The organism is Streptomyces sp. NPDC057682 (assembly GCF_042799575.1).
Lineage (GTDB): Bacteria > Actinomycetota > Actinomycetes > Streptomycetales > Streptomycetaceae > Streptomyces.
In genome coordinates this window covers 211,730-230,535 of the sequence record NZ_JBHVIN010000007.1, presented here as the reverse complement: position 1 = coordinate 230,535, position 18,806 = coordinate 211,730, and the positions used below count along the sequence as shown (strand labels likewise).

Annotated in this window: 13 protein-coding genes; 7 read left to right on the top strand and 6 right to left on the bottom strand. The window is 73.5% G+C overall.

The genetic code is table 11. The features are described 5' to 3' along the window. The first annotated feature begins 152 nt into the window (after nucleotides 1-152). The 4 genes from ACFVDM_RS15245 to ACFVDM_RS15230 all read left to right on the top strand — a co-directional run bounded on the left by ACFVDM_RS15245 (nucleotide 153) and on the right by ACFVDM_RS15230 (nucleotide 5,973). A complete protein-coding gene (locus tag ACFVDM_RS15245; RefSeq protein WP_383638610.1) occupies nucleotides 153-2,255 on the top strand; it encodes a phosphocholine-specific phospholipase C in 2,103 nt (700 codons plus the stop codon). A 250-nt stretch (nucleotides 2,256-2,505) separates the two neighbouring features. Continuing rightward, nucleotides 2,506-3,789 (top strand): cytochrome P450, encoded by a 1,284-nt coding sequence (locus tag ACFVDM_RS15240; protein WP_383638607.1) that lies wholly within the window; start codon nucleotides 2,506-2,508, stop codon nucleotides 3,787-3,789. Further along, nucleotides 3,786-5,039, top strand: a complete 1,254-nt coding sequence (locus ACFVDM_RS15235; RefSeq protein ID WP_383638604.1) for a cytochrome P450 — start codon at nucleotides 3,786-3,788, stop codon at nucleotides 5,037-5,039. Before ACFVDM_RS15240 ends, ACFVDM_RS15235 begins: the two co-directional genes overlap by 4 nt. Nucleotides 5,040-5,091: 52 nt before the next feature. Further along, nucleotides 5,092-5,973 (top strand): TIGR03854 family LLM class F420-dependent oxidoreductase, encoded by an 882-nt coding sequence (locus ACFVDM_RS15230; protein WP_383638601.1) that lies wholly within the window; start codon nucleotides 5,092-5,094, stop codon nucleotides 5,971-5,973. A gap of 130 nt (nucleotides 5,974-6,103) precedes the next feature. Here ACFVDM_RS15230 and ispG read toward each other — a convergent pair whose 3' ends face one another. Both ispG and dxs read right to left on the bottom strand, forming a co-directional pair. After that, the gene (ispG, locus tag ACFVDM_RS15225; RefSeq protein WP_383638598.1) at nucleotides 6,104-7,237 is read right to left on the bottom strand and encodes a flavodoxin-dependent (E)-4-hydroxy-3-methylbut-2-enyl-diphosphate synthase; all 1,134 of its coding nucleotides are present in this window, start codon (nucleotides 7,235-7,237) and stop codon (nucleotides 6,104-6,106) included. Next, nucleotides 7,234-9,180 (bottom strand): 1-deoxy-D-xylulose-5-phosphate synthase, encoded by a 1,947-nt coding sequence (dxs, locus tag ACFVDM_RS15220; RefSeq protein ID WP_383638595.1) that lies wholly within the window; start codon nucleotides 9,178-9,180, stop codon nucleotides 7,234-7,236. Before dxs ends, ispG begins: the two co-directional genes overlap by 4 nt. A gap of 198 nt (nucleotides 9,181-9,378) precedes the next feature. Between dxs and ispH the strand changes: the two genes are divergently transcribed. The 3 genes from ispH to ACFVDM_RS15205 are packed head-to-tail and all read left to right on the top strand — an operon-like array spanning nucleotide 9,379 to nucleotide 13,422. Continuing rightward, entirely contained in the window at nucleotides 9,379-10,539 is a 1,161-nt protein-coding gene (gene ispH, locus ACFVDM_RS15215; protein WP_383638592.1) for a 4-hydroxy-3-methylbut-2-enyl diphosphate reductase, read from the top strand. Then, entirely contained in the window at nucleotides 10,536-11,900 is a 1,365-nt protein-coding gene (locus ACFVDM_RS15210) for a cytochrome P450 (protein WP_383638589.1), read from the top strand. Before ispH ends, ACFVDM_RS15210 begins: the two co-directional genes overlap by 4 nt. Nucleotides 11,901-11,937: 37 nt before the next feature. Beyond that, a complete protein-coding gene (locus ACFVDM_RS15205) occupies nucleotides 11,938-13,422 on the top strand; it encodes an MFS transporter (protein WP_383638586.1) in 1,485 nt (494 codons plus the stop codon). Between the two features lie 61 nt (nucleotides 13,423-13,483). Here ACFVDM_RS15205 and ACFVDM_RS15200 read toward each other — a convergent pair whose 3' ends face one another. The 4 genes from ACFVDM_RS15200 to ACFVDM_RS15185 all read right to left on the bottom strand — a co-directional run bounded on the left by ACFVDM_RS15200 (nucleotide 13,484) and on the right by ACFVDM_RS15185 (nucleotide 18,783). Beyond that, on the bottom strand, nucleotides 13,484-14,395 hold the full coding sequence (locus tag ACFVDM_RS15200; RefSeq protein ID WP_383638583.1) for an IclR family transcriptional regulator: 912 nt from the start codon (nucleotides 14,393-14,395) through the stop codon (nucleotides 13,484-13,486). A gap of 172 nt (nucleotides 14,396-14,567) precedes the next feature. Further along, on the bottom strand, nucleotides 14,568-15,908 hold the full coding sequence (locus ACFVDM_RS15195; protein ID WP_383638580.1) for an NtaA/DmoA family FMN-dependent monooxygenase: 1,341 nt from the start codon (nucleotides 15,906-15,908) through the stop codon (nucleotides 14,568-14,570). A gap of 55 nt (nucleotides 15,909-15,963) precedes the next feature. Continuing rightward, nucleotides 15,964-17,565, bottom strand: coding sequence for an ABC transporter substrate-binding protein (locus ACFVDM_RS15190; RefSeq protein WP_383638577.1), 1,602 nt, complete (start codon nucleotides 17,563-17,565; stop codon nucleotides 15,964-15,966). Between the two features lie 132 nt (nucleotides 17,566-17,697). Continuing rightward, nucleotides 17,698-18,783 carry a polyprenyl synthetase family protein gene (locus ACFVDM_RS15185; protein ID WP_383638574.1) on the bottom strand — a complete coding sequence of 362 codons (1,086 nt, stop codon included), beginning with the start codon at nucleotides 18,781-18,783 and terminating at the stop codon, nucleotides 17,698-17,700. Between the last annotated feature and the right edge of the window lie 23 nt (nucleotides 18,784-18,806).

The following is an 18,806-nucleotide window of genomic DNA, read 5'->3' as shown; positions in this document are numbered from 1 at the left end:
GTATGCGCAGGTGGCGGCGGGTTCCGTCGCCGAGTGTTCGGCCGGCCGTCACGGGGCGCACACCTTTCGGGCCTTCCGTACGACCGGTGGGTCCTGGAACACTCCAGTCGCTCCCACCCCCACATCCCCTCACACTGCGTAAGGCTTCCGCCATGGCAGAGATCAATCGTCGCCGTCTCCTGCAACTCGCCGGGGGAGCGGCCGCGTTCACCTCCCTGTCCTCCAGCATCGCCCGCGCCGCCTCCCTTCCCGCGCGCGGCCGCACGGGCACACTCCAGGACGTCGGGCACATCGTCGTCCTGATGCAGGAGAACCGTTCCTTCGATCACTACTTCGGAACGCTGAGAGGGGTCCGGGGCTACGGCGATCCGCGCCCCGTCACCCTGCCCTCCGGCAAGCCGGTCTGGCACCAGAAGGATCTGCTGGGCAAGGAGGTGCTGCCCTTCCGGCCGCCCGCCGACGAACTGGGCATGCAGTTCCTCCGGGACCTGAACCACGACTGGGCCGGCGGCCACCGGGCCTTCAACAAGGGCGCGTACGACCAGTGGGTGCCCGCCAAGACGGCGACGACGATGGCCCATCTCACCCGTGAGGACATACCGTTCCACTACGCGCTGGCCGACGCCTTCACCGTCTGCGACGCCTACCACTGCTCGTTCATCGGATCGACCGACCCGAACCGCTACTACCTGTGGAGCGGGTGCACCGGCAACGACGGCACCGGGGGCGGGCCCGTCCTCGGGAACGACGAGACGGGTTACGGCTGGACGACCTACCCCGAGCGGCTGGAGCGTGCCGGGGTCTCGTGGAAGGTCTACCAGGACATCGGGGACGGGCTCGACGCGGCGGGCTCCTGGGGGTGGATCGGGGACGCCTACCGGGGGACGTACGGCGACAACTCGCTCCTGTACTTCGACGCGTACCGCGAGGCCGTGCCCGGCGAGCCGCTGTACGACAAGGCGCGCACCGGGACCGACATCGCCCACGGCGGCGCGCTCCTCGACGACCTCAGGGCCGATGTCCGCGCGGGGACGCTCCCCGAGATCTCCTGGATCGTCGCCCCGGAGGCGTACAGCGAGCACCCCAACTGGCCCGCCAACTACGGCGCCTGGTACATCGCACAGGTGCTGGACGCGCTGACCGCCGACCCCGAGGTGTGGGGCAGGACCGCGCTGTTCGTCACCTATGACGAGAACGACGGCTTCTTCGACCACGTGGTGCCGCCGTTCGTGCCGTCGGGGCCGGCGCAGGGGCTCTCCACCGTGGACACCGCCGCGGACCACTTCCCCGGCGACCTGCGGTACGCGGCCGGGCCCTACGGACTCGGCCAGCGCGTGCCGATGCTCGTCCTCTCTCCGTGGAGCACCGGTGGATACGCGTGCTCGGAGGTGTTCGACCACACCTCGGTCATCCGGTTCATGGAGCGGCGCTTCGGGGTGCGCGAGCCGAACATCTCGCCGTGGCGGCGGGCCGTCTGCGGCGACCTCACCTCGGCCTTCGACTTCAGCCGCCGGGACGGTGCGGCCGTCCGGCTGCCGTCGACCGAGGCGTACCGGCCGCCGGACCGCGACCGGCACCCGGACTACGTGCCCGCGCCGCCGGCCACCGGGAGCGTGCCCGGCCAGGAGAAGGGGAGGCGGCCCGTCCGGCCGCTGCCCTACGCGCCGTTCGTCGACGGGACCGCCGATCCCGTGAGCGGGACGTACCGGCTGTCCTTCGGCGGCGGGCCCGACGCCGGGGCGCACTTCCTGGTGACCTCCGCCAACCGCACCGACGGCCCGTGGACCTACACCGCCGCGGCCGGGACCTCGCTCGCGGACACCTGGAACACCCTGTACTCCGGGGGCGTGACCGATCTGACCGTGCACGGACCGCAAGGGTTCCTCCGCGCGTTCCGGGCGGCCGGCCGGGCTGCGGGACCGGAGGTGACCGCCCGGCACAATGCCGCCACCGGCGGGCTCGACCTCGTCCTGACCAACGCCGGGACGGCGACCGTGCGCCTCACCCTGCGGCACGCGGCGGCGTACGGGGGAGGGGTGCGGACCCTCGCCGTGCGCGCGGGAGCCACCGTGAGGCACGCCCTCGATCTGCGGACGAGCGGGAGCTGGTACGACTTCACGGTCGTCGCCGACACCGACGCCGTCTTCCTGCGGCGCTTCGCCGGACATGTGGAGACCGGCAGGGCCGGCATCAGCGATCCGGGTCTGATCACCGTGTCACGCCAAGAGGCCCCGGGCGGTGCGGAGTCGGACTGATCGGCGCTCGGTGACCGGGGGGTGGCGGCGTGCGACGCGCGGTCGCCCCCCGAGGGGCGATACCTGCCGACTGACCGTCAAATAACGGGAGTTGTCGCCCGGTTGTTGTGTCTCGCCATCGCTTTGTTCCGTCCATGGAGCGAAAATGATCGGAGTTGATAGCTCCGGCGTCACACAAAATCCTTATAGTGAACGTGCGTTGAGCGCATGATCTTGACGCGTGCAGCCGTCGCCTCAGAAGTCAGGACCCATGTCGCGCCCTTCTTCCGCCGAGTCCGCGCCGGTTGTCCCTCCCGCCGGCTGCCCGGCGCACGCCGGTGCCGTACCGCTCTCGGGGCCCGGATTCCAGACCGAGCCGCAGACCGTCTACCGGTCCATGCGCCGCGAGCACGGGCCGGTCGTGCCCGTGGAGCTGCCCGGCGGATTTCCCGCCTGGCTGGTCATCGGCTACCGGGAGCTCCACCACGTCACGAGCGACGGGGAGCTGTTCCCCCGGGACGTGGGGCTGTGGAACCAGTGGCCGCACATCCCCGAGGACTGGCCGCTGCTGCCGATGGTGGGCCGGCCCATGCCGTCGATCTACTTCAGCGCCGGCGAGGAGCACCGCCGCCACGTCCGCATGGTCGGGCCCGCCCTGGAGGCCGCCGACCCCTTCGAGATCCGCAGCCACTGCGAGCAGCTCGCGGACCGGCTGGTCGACGCCGTGTGCAGCCGGGGCACCGCCGACCTCGTCGCCGACTTCTGCGAGCCGCTGCCCGTGCTCGTCCTCGCCCGGCTGGTGGGCTTCCCCGACGACGAGGGGGCGGACATCGCCCAGGTCCTCAAGGACCTCGCCGACGGCGGGCCCCAGGCGCAGAGCGCCCATATGCGGTTCGGCGAGCACATGGCGCGGCTGGTCGCGACCAAGCGGACCGCGCCCGGGGACGACGTGACCTCGCGGATGCTCGCGTTCCCGGAGGCGTTCACGGACGAGGAGTACATGCTCGACCTGATGGCCATCACGGCCGCCGGACACCTCACCACCGCCGACTGGATCAGCAACTCGGTCCGGCTGATGCTCACCGAGGACGAGTTCGCCGACTCCATGGCCCGCGGCCGGCGCAGCATCGGCGAGGCCATGAACGAGGTGCTGTGGGAGGACACCCCCACCCAGATCCTCGCCGGGCGCTGGGCCGCGCGCGACACCCAGCTCGGCGGGCAGCGGATCAAGGCCGGGGACATGCTGCTCCTCGGGCTCGGGGCGGCCAACACCGACCCGCTGATCCGCCAGGGACTGTCCGCCGGGACCGCGCAGGGCGGCAACGGCGCCCATCTGGCCTTCAGCCACGGCGAGTACCGGTGCCCGTTCCCGGCCCAGGAGATCGCCGAGATCATCGCGCGGACCGGCATCGAGGTGCTGCTCGACCGGCTGCCCGACCTCGCGCTCGACGTCCCCGTCGAGGACCTCGTCCGACGCCCCTCCGCCTTCCTCCGCGGCACGACCTCGCTCCCCGTCCGGTTCACCCCCGTTCGTACGACAGGAGACCTCTCGTGAACTGCCCCCACGCCGACCGGGCCGCGGCCCGGCGCAGCGCGACCGTCGTCATCGACCCGATGGTCCAGGACCTGGACGGTGAGACGGCGCGGCTGCGGGAGTCGGGACGACTGGCCCCGATCGAGCTCCTCGGCGTGCCGGCCTGGGCGCTCACCCGGCACGCGGACGCCCGCCAGCTCCTGGTCGACCCCCGGCTGGTGAAGGACATCAACGCCTGGAACCTGTGGCAGAGCGGCGAGGTGACACGTGACTGGCCGCTCATCGGAATGATCGACGCCGGGCGCTCCATGTTCACCGTCGACGGCGCCGAGCACCGCCGGCTGCGCACCAAGACCTCCCAGGCCCTCACCCCCCGCCGGCTGGAGGCGATCCGCCCCGACATCGAGAAGTTCACCGCGGAACTCCTCGACGCCCTGGAGGAGGGCGGCCGGGACGGGGCCGTCGTCGACCTCAAGTCCGTGTTCGCCCAGCCGCTGCCCATGCGCGTCGTCGGCATGCTGATGGGCGTCGACCCCGCCGAGAACGCCATGCTGACCCGTCAGTACAAGGCCTTCTTCTCCATGCTCACCCCGCAGGACGAGCGCCTCGCCCTCCTCGCCGACCTGGACGTCTTCTACGCCGGTCTCGTACGGGAGAAGACCGCGCACCCCACCGACGACCTGACCTCCGCGCTGATCCTCGCGGACGAGGGCGGCGAACCGCTCACCGAGGAAGAGGTCATCGGCAACCTCAAGGCCATGGTCGCCGCCGGGCACGAGACCACGATCGGGCTCATCCTCAACGCCGTGCGCGCGCTGCTCTCCCACCCCGACCAGCTGCGCCTGGTCCTCGACGGGGAGGTCTCCTGGGAGACGGTGATCGAGGAGACGCTGCGCTGGGACACCCCGACCACCCACCTCCTGATGCGCTTCGCCACCGAGGACATCCAGGTCGGCGACGCCACCATCGCCAAGGGCGAGGGCGTGGTCATCTCCTACCGGGTCATCGGCCGCGACCCCGAGCAGCACGGCCCCGACGCCGAGGAGTTCGACGTCACCCGGGCCACCCCCATCCGGCACATGACCTTCGGCCACGGCCCGCACATCTGCCCCGGCGCCGCGCTCTCCCGCGTCGAGGCGGGCATCGCCCTGCCGGCCCTCTTCGCCCGCTTCCCCCGGCTGCGCCTCGCGATCGGGGACGACGAACTGCGCAAGCTCCCGGTGATGACGCAGAACGACATGGAGTCCTTCCCCGTCCTGCTCGGCAACTGACGGAAAACAGCGCTGATGTGACAGCGCCCGGCGTGGTCGAGGGAGCGTTCCGGTGAAGATCCGTTTCGGAGTCGGGCTCGGTGACGGAACGCCCCTGTCGGAGTTCGGCGGGATCGTCGACCGCCTCGAAAGCGGCGGCATCGATTCACTCTGGCTCTCCGAACAGATCCGCTCCGACGCCGTCGACCCGTTCGTCGGCATGGCGTACGCCCTGTCCCGGACCCGGCGGCTGAAGGTGGGGACCTCGGTCGCGGTGCTGCCCGGCCGGCACCCCGTCCTGGTCGCCAAGCAACTGGCCTCGCTGGCCGCCCTCGCACCCCGGCGGGCCCTCCCGGTCTTCGGACTGCGGCCCGCGCGGCCGGGGGAGCGCGAGCTGTTCCCCGCGCCCGAGGGGCGGCGCGGCGAACTGTTCGACGAGTCGATGGCGTTGTTGCGGGCCGCGCTCGACGGCGACGACGCCCCCTTCGCGGGGGAACTGCTGAGCGTCGCCTCGCCCCGCGTCGGGCCGGTCCCCGCCCGCACGCCTGACCTCTGGCTCGGCGGCAGCGCCCCGGCCGGGCTGCGCCGGGTCGGGCGGTACGGGGACGGCTGGCTCGGCTCCTTCCTGACGCCCGGGGCGGCCGGGCGCGCCGTCGAGGCGATCCGGGCCGCGGCGGCCGAGGCCGGGCGGGCGATCGACGAGGACCACTACGGGATCAGCCTGGCCGTCGCCGAGGACGGCATTCCGGACGCGCTCGGCGCGGCTCTGCGCCGCGGCGCTCCAGGCGCCGACCCGCAGGAGCTGGTCGCCACCGGCTGGCCCCGGCTGCACCGCCTGATCGACGCCCATCTCGCCGCCGGGATCAGCAAGTTCGTGATCCACCACGCCGGGACCGGACCGCTGGACGCCTTCCTGGACCGCTTCGAGAGGGAACTGCCGCCCCGGCAGAACTGACCCCGGCCGGGGCGGCGGACGGGAGTACTCCCGCGCTCGCGCGGGCACGTCCGGGGCGGCGGGTCGGGGTACTCACGAGGCGGTCGCTCGGGGCACTCCCGGGGCGGCGGATCGTGATACCCCGGACCGGTCACACCTCCGGGATCTCCAGCCCCTGCTCCTCGGCCAGCAGCAGCGCCCGCTCGATCAGCGTCTCCACGATCCTCGACTCCGGCACCGTCGCCACGACCTCGCCCTTCACGAAGATCTGGCCCTTGCCGTTCCCCGAGGCCACGCCGAGGTCCGCCTCCCGGGCCTCGCCGGGACCGTTCACCACACAGCCCATCACCGCCACCCGCAGCGGGAGGCGGAGACCGTCCAGGGCGGCGGTCACCTCGTCGGCGAGCCGGTAGACGTCCACCTGGGCCCGGCCGCAGGACGGGCAGGACACGATCTCCAGACCCCGTGCGCGCAGCCCCAGCGCGCCGAGTATCTGGATGCCGACCTTGACCTCCTCCGCGGGCGGGGCGGAGAGGGAGACCCGGATGGTGTCGCCGATGCCCTCGCTGAGCAGGGCGCCGAAGGCGACGGCGGACTTGATGGTGCCCTGGAAGGCGGGGCCGGCCTCGGTGACGCCGAGGTGCAGCGGGTAGTCGGACCGGGCGGCGAGCTGGCGGTAGGCGTTGACCATGACGACCGGGTCGTTGTGCTTGACCGAGATCTTGATGTCCCGGAACCCGTGCTCCTCGAAGAGCGACGCCTCCCACAGCGCCGATTCGACCAGGGCCTCGGGCGTCGCCCTGCCGTACTTCTTCAGCAGGCGCGCGTCCAGCGAACCGGCGTTCACCCCGATCCGGATCGGGGTTCCGGCGTCCTTCGCCGCCCGCGCGATCTCCTTCACCTTGTCGTCGAACTTCCGGATGTTCCCCGGATTCACGCGGACGGCCGCGCAGCCGGCGTCGATCGCGGCGAACACGTACTTCGGCTGGAAGTGAATGTCCGCGATCACCGGGATCCGCGACTTGCGCGCGATGGTCGCGAGCGCGTCCGCGTCGTCCTGCGAGGGGCAGGCCACCCGCACGATCTGGCAGCCGGCGGCGGTCAGTTCGGCGATCTGCCGGAGCGTGGCCTCGACATCGGCCGTCACGGTCGTCGTCATCGACTGCACGGACACCGGGGCATCGCCCCCCACCTCGACCGCGCCGACCCGGATCTTCCGGGAGGTACGGCGGGCGGCGAGCGGACGGGTGGGCAGCGCGGGCATGTTCAGGGATACGGCGGTCATCGCGTACGGGCTCCTTCGGCCGGCACCGGCGCCGCCGCGCCCACCGGGCGGGCGCACGGGCGCAGATGCGCGAGTTCGGTGGTCACGGAGTCGGCCAGGGCCTCGGCGGTGAGGCCCAGCTCCGCCAGGATGTCGGCGCGCGAGGCGTGCTCCAGGAATCGGGCCGGAATGCCGAAGGACCGCAGCGGTACGTCCACGCGGGCCTCGCGCAGCGCCTGGCCCAGGGCCGCACCGAAGCCCCCGGCCAGGCTGTTGTCCTCCACGGTGACGACGAGCCGGTGCCGGGCGGCGAGCGCCACCAGCTCCGGATCCACCGGCTTGGCCCAGCGCGGGTCGACGACGGTGATCCCCGGCGGCTCCGCGCCGAGCCCCAGCCGCTCCGCAGCCCCGACCGCCGTCGCCGCCATCGACCCCACCCCCACCAGCAGCACCTCGGCCGGACGGGGCCCCACCCGGGCCAGGACATCGGCGACACCCACCCGCTCCAGCGCCGGCAGGTCCGCGGGCACCGCGCCCTTCGGGAAGCGGACCACGGTCGGCGCGTCGTCCACCGCCACCGCCTCCCGCAGCTCCTCCCGCAGACTCGCCCCGTCCCGGGGCGCCGCGATCCGCAGCCCCGGCACGACCTGGAGCACCGAGAGGTCCCACATGCCGTGGTGACTGGCCCCGTCCTCGCCCGTCACCCCGGCCCGGTCCAGGACCAGGGTGAGCCCGGCGCGGTGCAGCGCCGCGTCCATCAGCACCTGGTCGAACGCCCGGTTGAGGAAGGTGGCGTACACCGCGACCACCGGATGCAGCCCGCCCAGGCTCATCCCCGTCGCCGCCGTCACCGCGTGCTGCTCGGCGATGCCGACGTCGTACACCCGGTCGGGGAAGGCCTCCGCGAAACCGTCCAGGCCCACCGGCCCGCGCATCGCGGCGGTGATCGCCACCAGATCCGCGCGCTCGTGCCCCAGCGCCACCAGTTCCCGGGCGAAGACCCCGGTCCACGACGGCGGCGAGGGCTTCAGCGGCCGGCCCGTGGCGGGGTCGACCACCCCGATGCCGTGGAAGCGGTCGGCCTCGTGCTCCTCGGCCGGCGGATGACCCGCGCCCTTGCGGGTGATGCAGTGCACGATCACCGGACGGTCGTACTCCCGGGCCTGCCGCAGCGCGGCCCGCAGGGCCGGGACGTTGTGACCGTCCACCGGCCCCAGGTACTTCAGTCCCAGATCGCCGAAGAGGGCCTGCGGCACGGCGAGTTCCTTCAGACCGGACTTCACCCCGTGCAGCCCCCGGTACACCGCCTCGCCGACCACCGGGATCGACCGGGCGGCCCGCTTGCCGGTCGCCAGCAGCCGTTCGTACTCCGCCGCCGTCCGCAGCCGCCCCAGGTGCTCGGCGAGACCGCCGACCGTCGGGGCGTACGAACGGCCGTTGTCGTTGACGACCACGACGACGTTGCGCCGGCCGCGCGCCGCGATGTTGTTCAGCGCCTCCCAGGCCATTCCGCCGGTCAGCGCGCCGTCCCCGATCACCGCGACGACCTGGCGGTCGTCCTCACCGGCCAGCGCGTACGACTCCGCCAGCCCGTAGGCGTAACTGAGCGAGGTCGAGGCGTGCGAGTTCTCGATGACGTCGTGCGGGGACTCGGCGCGCGACGGATAGCCGGAGAGCCCGCCCCGGCGGCGCAGGGTGTCCAGCCGCCCGGCCCGGCCGGTCAGCATCTTGTGGACGTAGGCCTGGTGACCGGTGTCGAACAGGATGCGGTCGCGCGGCGAGTCGAACTCGGCGTGCAGCGCGATCGTCAGCTCCACCACCCCGAGGTTGGGCCCCAGATGGCCGCCGGTCCGCGACACCTGGCTGATCAGCCGCTCCCTGATCTCCCCGGCCAGACACCGCAGTCGGGACGCGTCCAGGGCACGGAGATCGGACGGATTGCGCAAGGACTCCAGTACGGACATCGACCGCTCCTTCGGTACGAGGCGTCGCCCCATACAAGGCGCTCGTCCGGAATCCGCCCAGTCGGCCGTTCCGTGCAGCGGAACACGAGGCTGCGCCCGGATCCGGGCCGCTCCTACGGTTGATCCGTTCCCGGGGCGACGAGCCCCCGGCCGGTGGACGCACCCGTCCACCGCGTCGCACGGCGAGAGGCGGACCGCATGGTGGAGCAACCCGAACCGGCGACCCTCACCGTGCCCCTCGCCGCCGCGCCCCTGGTCACCGGGGCGCTGCTGCGGGAGGGCCTGACCGTCCGGGAGGGCGCCCCGCACCGGCCCGGCACCGTGGGACTGGAGTTACGGACCGGCGGGAGCGAGGCGCACTTCACCGCCCCGCCGGACGCCGCCGCCCCGTTCACCGCTGTCCGCGACGCCTGGCGGGCCGCCCTCGGTCCCCGGACCGTGCTCCTCGCCGAACCCCGCTCCTTCTGCGCCGGCGTCGACCGGGCCGTCGAGATCGTCGAGGAGGCCCTGCGCCGCCACCCGCACCCCGTCTACGTACGCAAGCAGATCGTCCACAACACCCATGTGGTGCGCGATCTCGCCGGACGCGGCGCCGTCTTCGTCGACGAACTCGACGAGGTCCCGGCCGGCGCCACCGTGGTCTTCTCCGCCCACGGCGTCGCGCCCGCCGTCCGTGCCGACGCCGCCCGCCGCGGACTGCGCGTCCTCGACGCCACCTGCCCGCTGGTCACCAAGGTGCACAGCGAGGTCCGCCGCTACGCCCGACGGGGCGACCGGATCCTCCTCATCGGCCACGCCGGGCACGAGGAGAGCGAGGGCACCCTCGGCGAGGCCCCCGAACGCACCACCCTGGTCCAGAGCGTCGCGGACGTCGCCGCCCTCGACGACCCGGAGCCCGGGACCCGGGTCTCCTACGCCCTCCAGACCACCCTCGCCGTCGACGAGGCCGCCGAGGTCGTCCACGCCCTCCAGGAGCGGTTCCCCGGCATCCAGGGCCCCGGTTCCGACGACATCTGCTACGCCACCACCAACCGGCAGGCCGCCGTCCGGGCCGTCGCCGGCGACTCCGGTCTGGTCCTCGTCGTCGGTTCCCGCAACTCCTCGAACTCCGTACGGCTGGTCGAGGTCGCCGAACGGGCCGGAGCGCGGGCCCGGCTCGTCGAGGACGTCGGCGAGGTCCGGCTCGCCGAACTGCGGGACGCCGCCACCGTCGGCCTCACCGCGGGCGCCTCCGCCGCCCCCGCGCTCGTCGACGAGATCGTCCGGGCCCTGCGCGGCCTCGGCCCGGTCACCACGTCCGTGCGCCGCGTGGCCCAGGAAACAGTCACCTTCTCGCTGCCCAAGGAGCTCTCCCGATGACGGTCACCGCGCCCCGGCCCCTCGCCGTCCCCCAGGCCCCCGGACGCCTCCCGCTCCTCGGCCATGTGCACCGGCTCCTCACCCGGCCCCGCGAGTTCTTCAACTCCCTGCGCGGCAGCGGCGACATCGTCACCATCGGCCTCGGCCCGGCCCGCGCCTACGTCATCAACGACCCCGCCCTCGTGCACCGGATCCTCACCAAGGACGTCCGCAAGCTCGACAAGGGCGTCGCCTACGAGAAGTCCGCCCCCTTCCTCGGCGACGGACTGCTGAACTCCTCCGAGCCCACCCACATGGCACACCGCAGACTCGTGCAGCCCGCCTTCCACCACCACCGCATCGCCGAGTACGCCCACCACATGCGCGAGGCCGCCGACGAGGTCGTCTCCCGCTGGCAGGACGGCAGCAGGCTCGAACTCGACCAGGAGATCCACTCGTTCGCCGTCACCGTCGTCTGCCGGGCGCTGTTCTCCTCCGAACTCGGCGACAAGGTCGCGGACGAGGTCGAGGCCTCCCTGCCCGTCCTCCTCAAGGGCGTCACCCGCCGCATCGCCTTCCCCGTCGGCTGGCTGGAGAAGCTGCCCACGCCGTCCAACCGCCGTTTCGAGCAGGCGCGCGAGCGGCTGGGCGACACCCTCGGCGGCGTCATCCGCGAATACCAGCGGCGAGGCGGTGACGAGGCCGACCTGATGGCGCTGCTCCTCTCCGCCCGGGGCGAGGAGGGCCGGCCCGGACTCAGCGACGAACAGATCCACGACGAGGCGATGGCCCTGTTCCTCGGCGGTGTGGAGACCGCCCGCGACGTCCTCAGCTGGACCTGCCACCTGCTCTCCGAACACCCCGAGGTCCAGCGGAAACTGGCCGAGGAGGTCGACGGCGTCCTCGGCGGCGGCCGGCTCCTCGACCACGAGGCCGTGACGCTCCTGCCGTACACCCGGCAGATCCTCACCGAGGCCATGCGGCTCTACCCGCCGGCCTGGCTGCTCACCCGCCGCACCATCACCGACCTCGACCTGGCCGGCCACCGCATCCCGGCCGGCCGCAACGTCCTCTTCTCCCTCTACGCCATCCAGCGCGACCCCTCCGTCTACGCCCGCCCCGACTCCTTCGAACCGGAGCGCTGGGCCGGCCGGGCGGGCGGCGAGCTGCCCCGCACCTCCTACCTGCCCTTCGGCGCGGGGAACCGGGGCTGCATCGGGGAGCCGTTCGCCTGGGAGGAGATGGTCGTCTTCCTCGCCACCGCGGCCCGGCGCTGGACGCTGGAGGCCGCCCCCGGCGAGCGGATACGTCCCGTCCGCTCGCCCATGCTCCAGCCCAAGAGGCTGCCGATGATCGTGCGGGCCCGCGCCGACCGGCCCTGAGGCCCGCCGTCCCCCCGACACACGTACCACTGGAGTTGTGTTGTCCACTTCCGCCCAGACCAACACCGAGAAGCCGGCCGCCTCCGGCGACGAACGGAAGGGCCGTCACCTCGGCGTCGTCCTGACGCTCCTGGTGACCTGCTACCTCATGATCACCGTGGACAACACGGTGATGACGATCGCGCTCCCCGACATCCGCGGCGATCTCGACTTCTCGCCCACCGGCCTCGCCTGGGTGCAGAGCTCCTACACCCTCACCTTCGGCGGACTGCTGCTCCTCGGCGGCCGCACCGGGGACGTGCTCGGCCACCGCCGCACCTTCGTCTGGGGCGTGGCGCTGTTCACGCTCTGCTCGCTCGCCGGCGGACTCGCCACCGAACCCTGGATGCTGCTGACCGCACGCACCCTCCAGGGCGTCGGCGCCGCGTTCGCCTCGCCCGGGGCCATGTCGCTGCTGATCACCAACTTCGAGGAGGGCCCGCGCCGCAACCGGGCGCTCGCCGTGTACTCCACGCTCGCCGGGCTCGGCATGGCCACCGGCATGATCCTCGGCGGGGTGCTCACCGAGTACGCCTCCTGGCGCTGGGTCCTCTTCGTCAACGTGCCCTTCGGCATCGCCGTCGCCCTGCTCACCCCGCGCTTCGTCGCCGACTCGAAGCGCCACCCGGGCCGGCTGGACCTCGTCGGCGCGATCACCGCGACCGGCGGCATGGCCGCGCTGGTGTACGGGGTGATCCGGGCCTCCTCCGACGGCTGGGGCGATCCGCTCACCCTGGTCTCGTTCGCCGCGGCCGTGGTGCTGCTCGCCGTGTTCCTCACCGTCCAGGTGCGCGTCGAGACACCGGTGGTGCCGCTCGGGCTGTTCGCCAGCCGCAACCGCGCCGCCGGCTATGTGACGATCTTCCTGACCATGGCCACGCTGTTCAGCGCGCTGTTCTTCCTCTCCCAGTTCCTCCAGGGCCCCCTGGGCTTCTCTCCGGTCAGGGCCGGACTCGCCTTCCTCCCGATGGCGCTCGGCATGTTCGGCATGTCCCGGCTCACCCCGAAGCTGCTGCCGCGCCTCGGCGCCCGGCCGCTCATCGTCTCCGGGATCACCCTGGTCGTGGCCGGTGCCGTCTGGCTGGCGCGACTGGAGGCGACCACCGCGTACGCCCCGCACCTGGCCGGGCCCATGGTGCTGCTCGGCGTCGGCATCGGCGCCTTCCTGATGCCGCTCAACTCCCTGATCCTGTCCGGGGTCGCCCCGCAGCAGGCCGGTGCCGCCGCGGGCGTCATGCAGACCATGCAGCAGGTCGGCGGCTCGCTCGGGCTCGCGGTGCTGGTCACCGTGTACGGGACCACGCTCGCGCACTCCGACGCCCCCGCCGACGAGGCGGTCGCCCACAGCATGGCCAACGCCTTCATCGGCGCGACGGTCTTCTCCGCCCTCGCGCTCGTCCTGGTCGCGGTCGCCATCCGGGTCGCCGCACCCGCCGCGGTCCCGGCCGCACGGGCCGCCGCCACCCCGGAGGACCGGGACTGACCCCCGGGTGACGAGGACCTGCCCCCGGTGGGCGGGGCGCCGCCCCGCCCACCGGAACCCCTCACCAGGCGTGCCCGTCCGGCGCGGAGGCCAGGGCCCGGGACGCGGCATGGGCGACATGACGCAGCTGCCGGGTCGTCTCCGCGGGGTCCAGCCGGTGCGCGGGACCGCTCACCGAGACCGCCGCCGCCAGGGTCCGCCCCCGGCCCCACACCGGGGCCGCCAGGCACATCACCTGCGGCCGGAACTCGCCCCGGTCCACGGCGAACCCCCGACTGCGCACCAGCTCCAGCTCCCGCTGGAGCGCCGCTCCGCCGGTCAGCGTCCGGGCCGTGTGCGCGGTGAGCCGGGTCGTCAGCCACTCCTCGCGCAGTACGTCGTCGGCGAAGGCGAGCAGCACCTTGCCCATCGCCGTGCCGTGCGCCGGCAGGATGCTGCCCACCCGGACGGGCAGCGCGGCGCTGCGCACCCCGTGCAGCCGCTCCAGGCACAGCACGCCCTGGTCGCGCAGCACCCCGAGGTGGACCGCCTCGTCGGTCAGCCGGTAGAGGTCGCAGAGATAGGGCAGCAGCCGGTCGCGCAGCTGGGTGGTCCGCATGCACGGCGTTTCGCGGACCAGATCGATGATGCGGCGGCCCAGCCCGTACCCGGCCGGGCGGTGCTCCGCCAGGCCGAGTTCGGTGAGCAGGCCGAGGATCCGGTGGACGGTCGTCTTGGGCAGGCCGATGCGCCGGGCGACCTCCGAGACACCGATCGCGTTGCCGTCCCCGGGCAGGATGTCCAGGATCAGCAGCGACTTCTCCACCGCCCCCGGCGGGGTGCGGCGTTCCCCGGCCGCCGCGCCGACGGCGGTGCGGATGGCGGCGCGCGTCTCGGCGCGCGGGCCGGTACCGGCGGGCGCCGGCTCCGGCCCGCGTGCCGTCGTCCCGGTCCGGTGCGCGGCGGGCGCGCGGGTGTCGCAGGCGGTGGTCATGCGAAGGTCCCCGTCATGTCGTCCATGCTCCTGGTTCGGCGTCCGTGGGGCGGCGGGACTTTCACAACACGCCCTGAGCCCCTTCTGAACGGTGCAGGAAGCGGACGGAAAGGGCCAGCACCGCACGTGACTGTTCATCAACCTGCAAGAAGGGGTGCCGTATTCCCTGTCGTCACCGGACCGGGCGGGCCCGGGACGGCAACGGCAGTCCGTAGTGCTCGCGCAGCGTCGTGCCCCGGTACTCCGAGCGGAAGAGCCCCCGGCGCCGCAGGATCGGCACCACCTCGTCGACCAGCACCGGCAGCCCGTCCGCCAGCACGTCCGGCATCAGGTTGAACCCGTCCACGGCCCCCGACACGAACCAGGCCTCGATGGTGTCGGCCACCTGCTCCGGCGTGCCCACCGAGAGGAGATAGCCGGCCCCCAGCCCCCGGCTCAGCAGTTCCCGGACCGTCAGCCCCCCGGCCGCCAGCCGCCGGGCGTGCGGATCGGTGGACCAGTTGGCCCCCGGGCCCGACGGCGGTGCGTTCAGCAGCTCCAGCGGGACCGGGCGGTCCAGCGACAGCGCCTCGGCCGGAACGCCCAGCAGCCCTGCCAGACTCCGGATCGCCGCCGTGCGGTCCGTCAGCTCCTCCAGCCGGTCGCGGCGCTCCCACGCCTCGCGCTCGGTGGAGCCGACCGTGGTCCGCAGCCCCGGCAGGATCCGCAGCGCCGCCGGGTCCCGGCCGTACGCGGCGGCCCGGCGCCGCAGGTCCTCCGCCAGCTCGTGCGCGCCGGCCAGGTCCGCGGGCGCGGAGAACACCGCGTCGGCCACCCGCCCCGCCAGGTCCCGGCCCTCCCCGTGCCCGCCGGCCTGGAAGATCACCGGATGGCCCTGGGGCGAGGAGGGCAGCGTCAGCGCGCCGCCCACGGTGAAGTGCGTTCCCCGGTGGTCGACCGGCCGGATCCGGCCGGTGTCCGCGAACTCCCCGGTCTTCTTGTCGGCGGTCACCGCGTCGGGGTCCCAGCTGGTCCACAGGGCGCGTACGACGTCGATGAACTCGTTGCCCCGCGCGTACCGTTCCTCGCGCGTCGGCTCGGCCGCGCCGAAGTTCCGCGCCGAGTTGGCGTTGTAGGTGGTGACCGCGTTCCACGCGACCCGCCCGCCGCTGATCAGGTCGACGCCGAGGAAGCGGCGGGCGATGTTGTACGGCTCGTTGTACGTGGTCGAGGCGGTGCCGATCAGCCCGATCCGCTCCGTGGCGCGGGCGATGGCGGTGAGCAGCAGCGTGGGCTCCAGACCGTTGTAGGGCGGGCCCACCGCCAGGTCCTGGACGAGTCCCGGGGAGTCGGCGAGGAACACCGCGTCCAGCAGGCCGCGTTCGGCGGTCCGCGCGGCGTCGACGTAGGCGTCGATGTCCAGGAAGGAGAGCGGATCGGCGGCGTCCCACCGCCAGGCGGCGGGATGCAGACCGAGTCCGCCGAGGAGGTTGACGTTGAGGTGCAGTTCGCGGGGCGGGGTCACGGGTGTCATCGGAGTCCTTCGTCTCGTACGGCGGTGCGGCGCGGCGGCCGGCGGGGGAGCGGAGTCAGCCGAGCCAGGCGCCGGAGAAGCGCGGCCGGGACAGGGCGTCGAACGTCACCCCGTGGACCTTCGGGGAGAGTCCGAGCACGGTGGACGACTCGTAGAGCGGCAGCCCGTAGGCCTCGTCCACGATCAGCCTCTGGGCGGTCGCCACCAGCCGGGCGCGGGCGGCGGGATCGGCCTCGGCGGCCTGGGCGTGCAGCGCGGTGAGCAGCGGTCCGGGGCCCAGCCGCACCGCGTTCAGGCCCTCAGCGGTGTAGTAGTTGCGCAGGATGTCGGGGTCGGCGGTGGAGGCGTTGCCGAGGATGAGGTCGTAGTCGCCCGCCTTGAACGTCGCCAGGGCCTTGGCGATCGGCACCGGCTTCAGGGTCAGCCCCACCCCGACGGCCTTGAACTGCTGCTGGACCAGCTCCAGAGCGGTCTGTACGGTGCCGGCGCCGCCGAACCAGACGGTGACCAGGTTCAGCTTCTCGCCGTTCCGCGTGCGGATGCCGTCGGGGCCGGGCTTCCATCCGGCCCCGTCGAGCAGCTTCCGGGCCCCGGCCGGGTCCGTGGCCAGCCGGGCGGAGAGATCGGTGTACGCGGGCGTGGTGGAGGCCAGCACACTGCTTGCCGGGCGGTAGCCGGAGCTGAACACCGTGTCGACGATCTCCTTGCGGTCCAGGGCCTTCTGGAGGGCCCGCCGCACCGCCGCGTCCCGGGTGGCGGGGCGGGAGGCGTTGACGTTGAGCCCGTACACGAGCCCGGGGCTGGGGCGGGTGCTCAGTCCGAAGCCGGACGCCTTCAGCGTCCGCTCGTCCTGCGGCGACACGGCGCCGGTCGCGTCGAACTCCCCGGACCGCAGCCCGCCCGAGCGCACCCCCTCCTCCGGGACGATCCGGATCACCAGCCCGGACAGGTGGGGCGCCTTCGCGCCGCCGGAGCGCGCCGAGCCCCAGGCGTACCCCTCGCGGGCCCGTTCGCGCACCTGCTGGTTGCGGGTGAACCGGGTGAGGGTGAACGGGCCGGAGCCCACGACGCCCCGGGTGCAGCGCTCGCCCGGGGGCCGGCGCAGGCTCGCCGGGGCGACCATGCCCAGGCTGACCGTCGACGTGGCCTGGAGGAACTTCACATTGGGCGCGGAGAACGCGATCCGCACGGTGTGCGCGTCCACCACCGTCGTCGAGCGGTATCCCGTCAGATAGGTACCGGCCTGTACGGCCCGCGCGCCGAGCGTGCGGAAGCCGTCGAAGTTCGCCTTCACCGCCGCCGCGTCCAGCGGGGTCCCGTCGCTGAAGGTCACCCCGGGGCGCAGCCGGAAGGTGTAGCGCGTGGCGTCGGGGGAGACCTCCCAGGACGTGGCGAGCCAGGGAAGGATCTTCCCCGTCCTCGGGTCCTGGTCCGTGAGGGAGTCGACCAGGCCGCGGGCCGCGGTCAGTTCGTCGCCGTTGCCCGCCTGCTGCGGGTCGACGCACAGCACGTCCGTGCCGACGACATAGGTCAGGGTGCCGCCGGCCACGGGGGTGCCGGAGCCGGCGGCGGGCGCGGTGCCCGGGTCGGCGGAGCAGCCGGCGAGCAGCAGGGCGGCGACGGCGGCGGCGGTGGCCGGCGCGAACGCGGTACGCATCGGGGTCTCTCTCTGTCAGGGGATCGTGCGGGTGGTGCGGGGCGGTCGGTGGTGCGGGACGGTCGGTGGTACGGGACGGTCTGTCGTGCGGGACGGTCCGTCGTGCCGGCCGGCCGGGGAGGGCGGACCGGCTCAGTGCGTGCGGTGGACGACGAACTCGCCCAGGTCCGCGAGCGCCGCGGCGGCCGGCCCGTCCACCGACGCGCGGTGGATCAGCTGCCGGGCCCGGCACAGATGGCGTTCGGCGGAGTCGGCGGCCAGGGCCCGGCCGCCCGCCTCCTCGATCAGCGCGGCGGCCGCGCGCAGCTCCTCCTCGCCGCCGGAGCCCGGGTCCGCGAGCAGTGCGGCCAGCCGGCGGGCGGCCGGGGTGTCCTGGGCGAGCACGGAGACGATCGGCAGGGTCTTCTTGCCCTGCCGCAGATCGCTGTGGACCGGCTTCCCGGTGACGTCCGGGTCGCCCCAGATCCCGAGCAGATCGTCCACCGCCTGGAAGGCCAGGCCGAGATGACGGCCCATCAGGGTGAGATCGGAGACCGCGCCCGGAGCGGCGCCGCCCAGCAGCGCGCCCAGACCGGTCGCGCAGCCCAGCAGCGACCCCGTCTTGCGGCCCGCCATCGCGCTGTACTCCGCGACGGTGACGGCCCGCGGGCCGGTCCACGGACGCAGCTCGAAGGAGACGTCCTCGGCCTGGCCGTTGACCAGTTCCACCAGCGCGCCGGACAGCGCCTTCATCGCCGCTGCCCCACGCTCCCCGCCGGCCGCCCGCGACAGCGCGTCCAGCGCCAGTGCCAGCAGCGCGTCGCCCGCGAGGACCGCCGTGCCGACGCCGTACGCCTTCCACACCGCCTCGCGGTGCCGGCGCTGCTCGTCGCCGTCGATGATGTCGTCGTGCACCAGCGAGAAGGTGTGCACCAGTTCGACCGCGAGGGCGCCCGGGACCGCCGATTCCGGGTCGGCGCCGACCGCCTGGGCGGTCAGCAGGGCGAGTGCCGGGCGCAGCCCCTTGCCGCTGCCGCCGTTGCGCGGGGTGCCGTCGGCGTCCCGCCAGCCGAGCGTGAACTCGACGGTGGTGCCGATCTCCGGCGGCAGCCTGCGCACGGTCTCCCGCAGGGCCGGGGCGACCAGCGCGCGGAAGTGCTCCAGGGTCGCCTGGACGTCCGTGGACCCGGGCGCGCCGGGGACCGTCCGCACGGGCGCCTGGCTGGTCTGCTGTGTCATCGCTAGCTCTCCTGGCGTGAGGG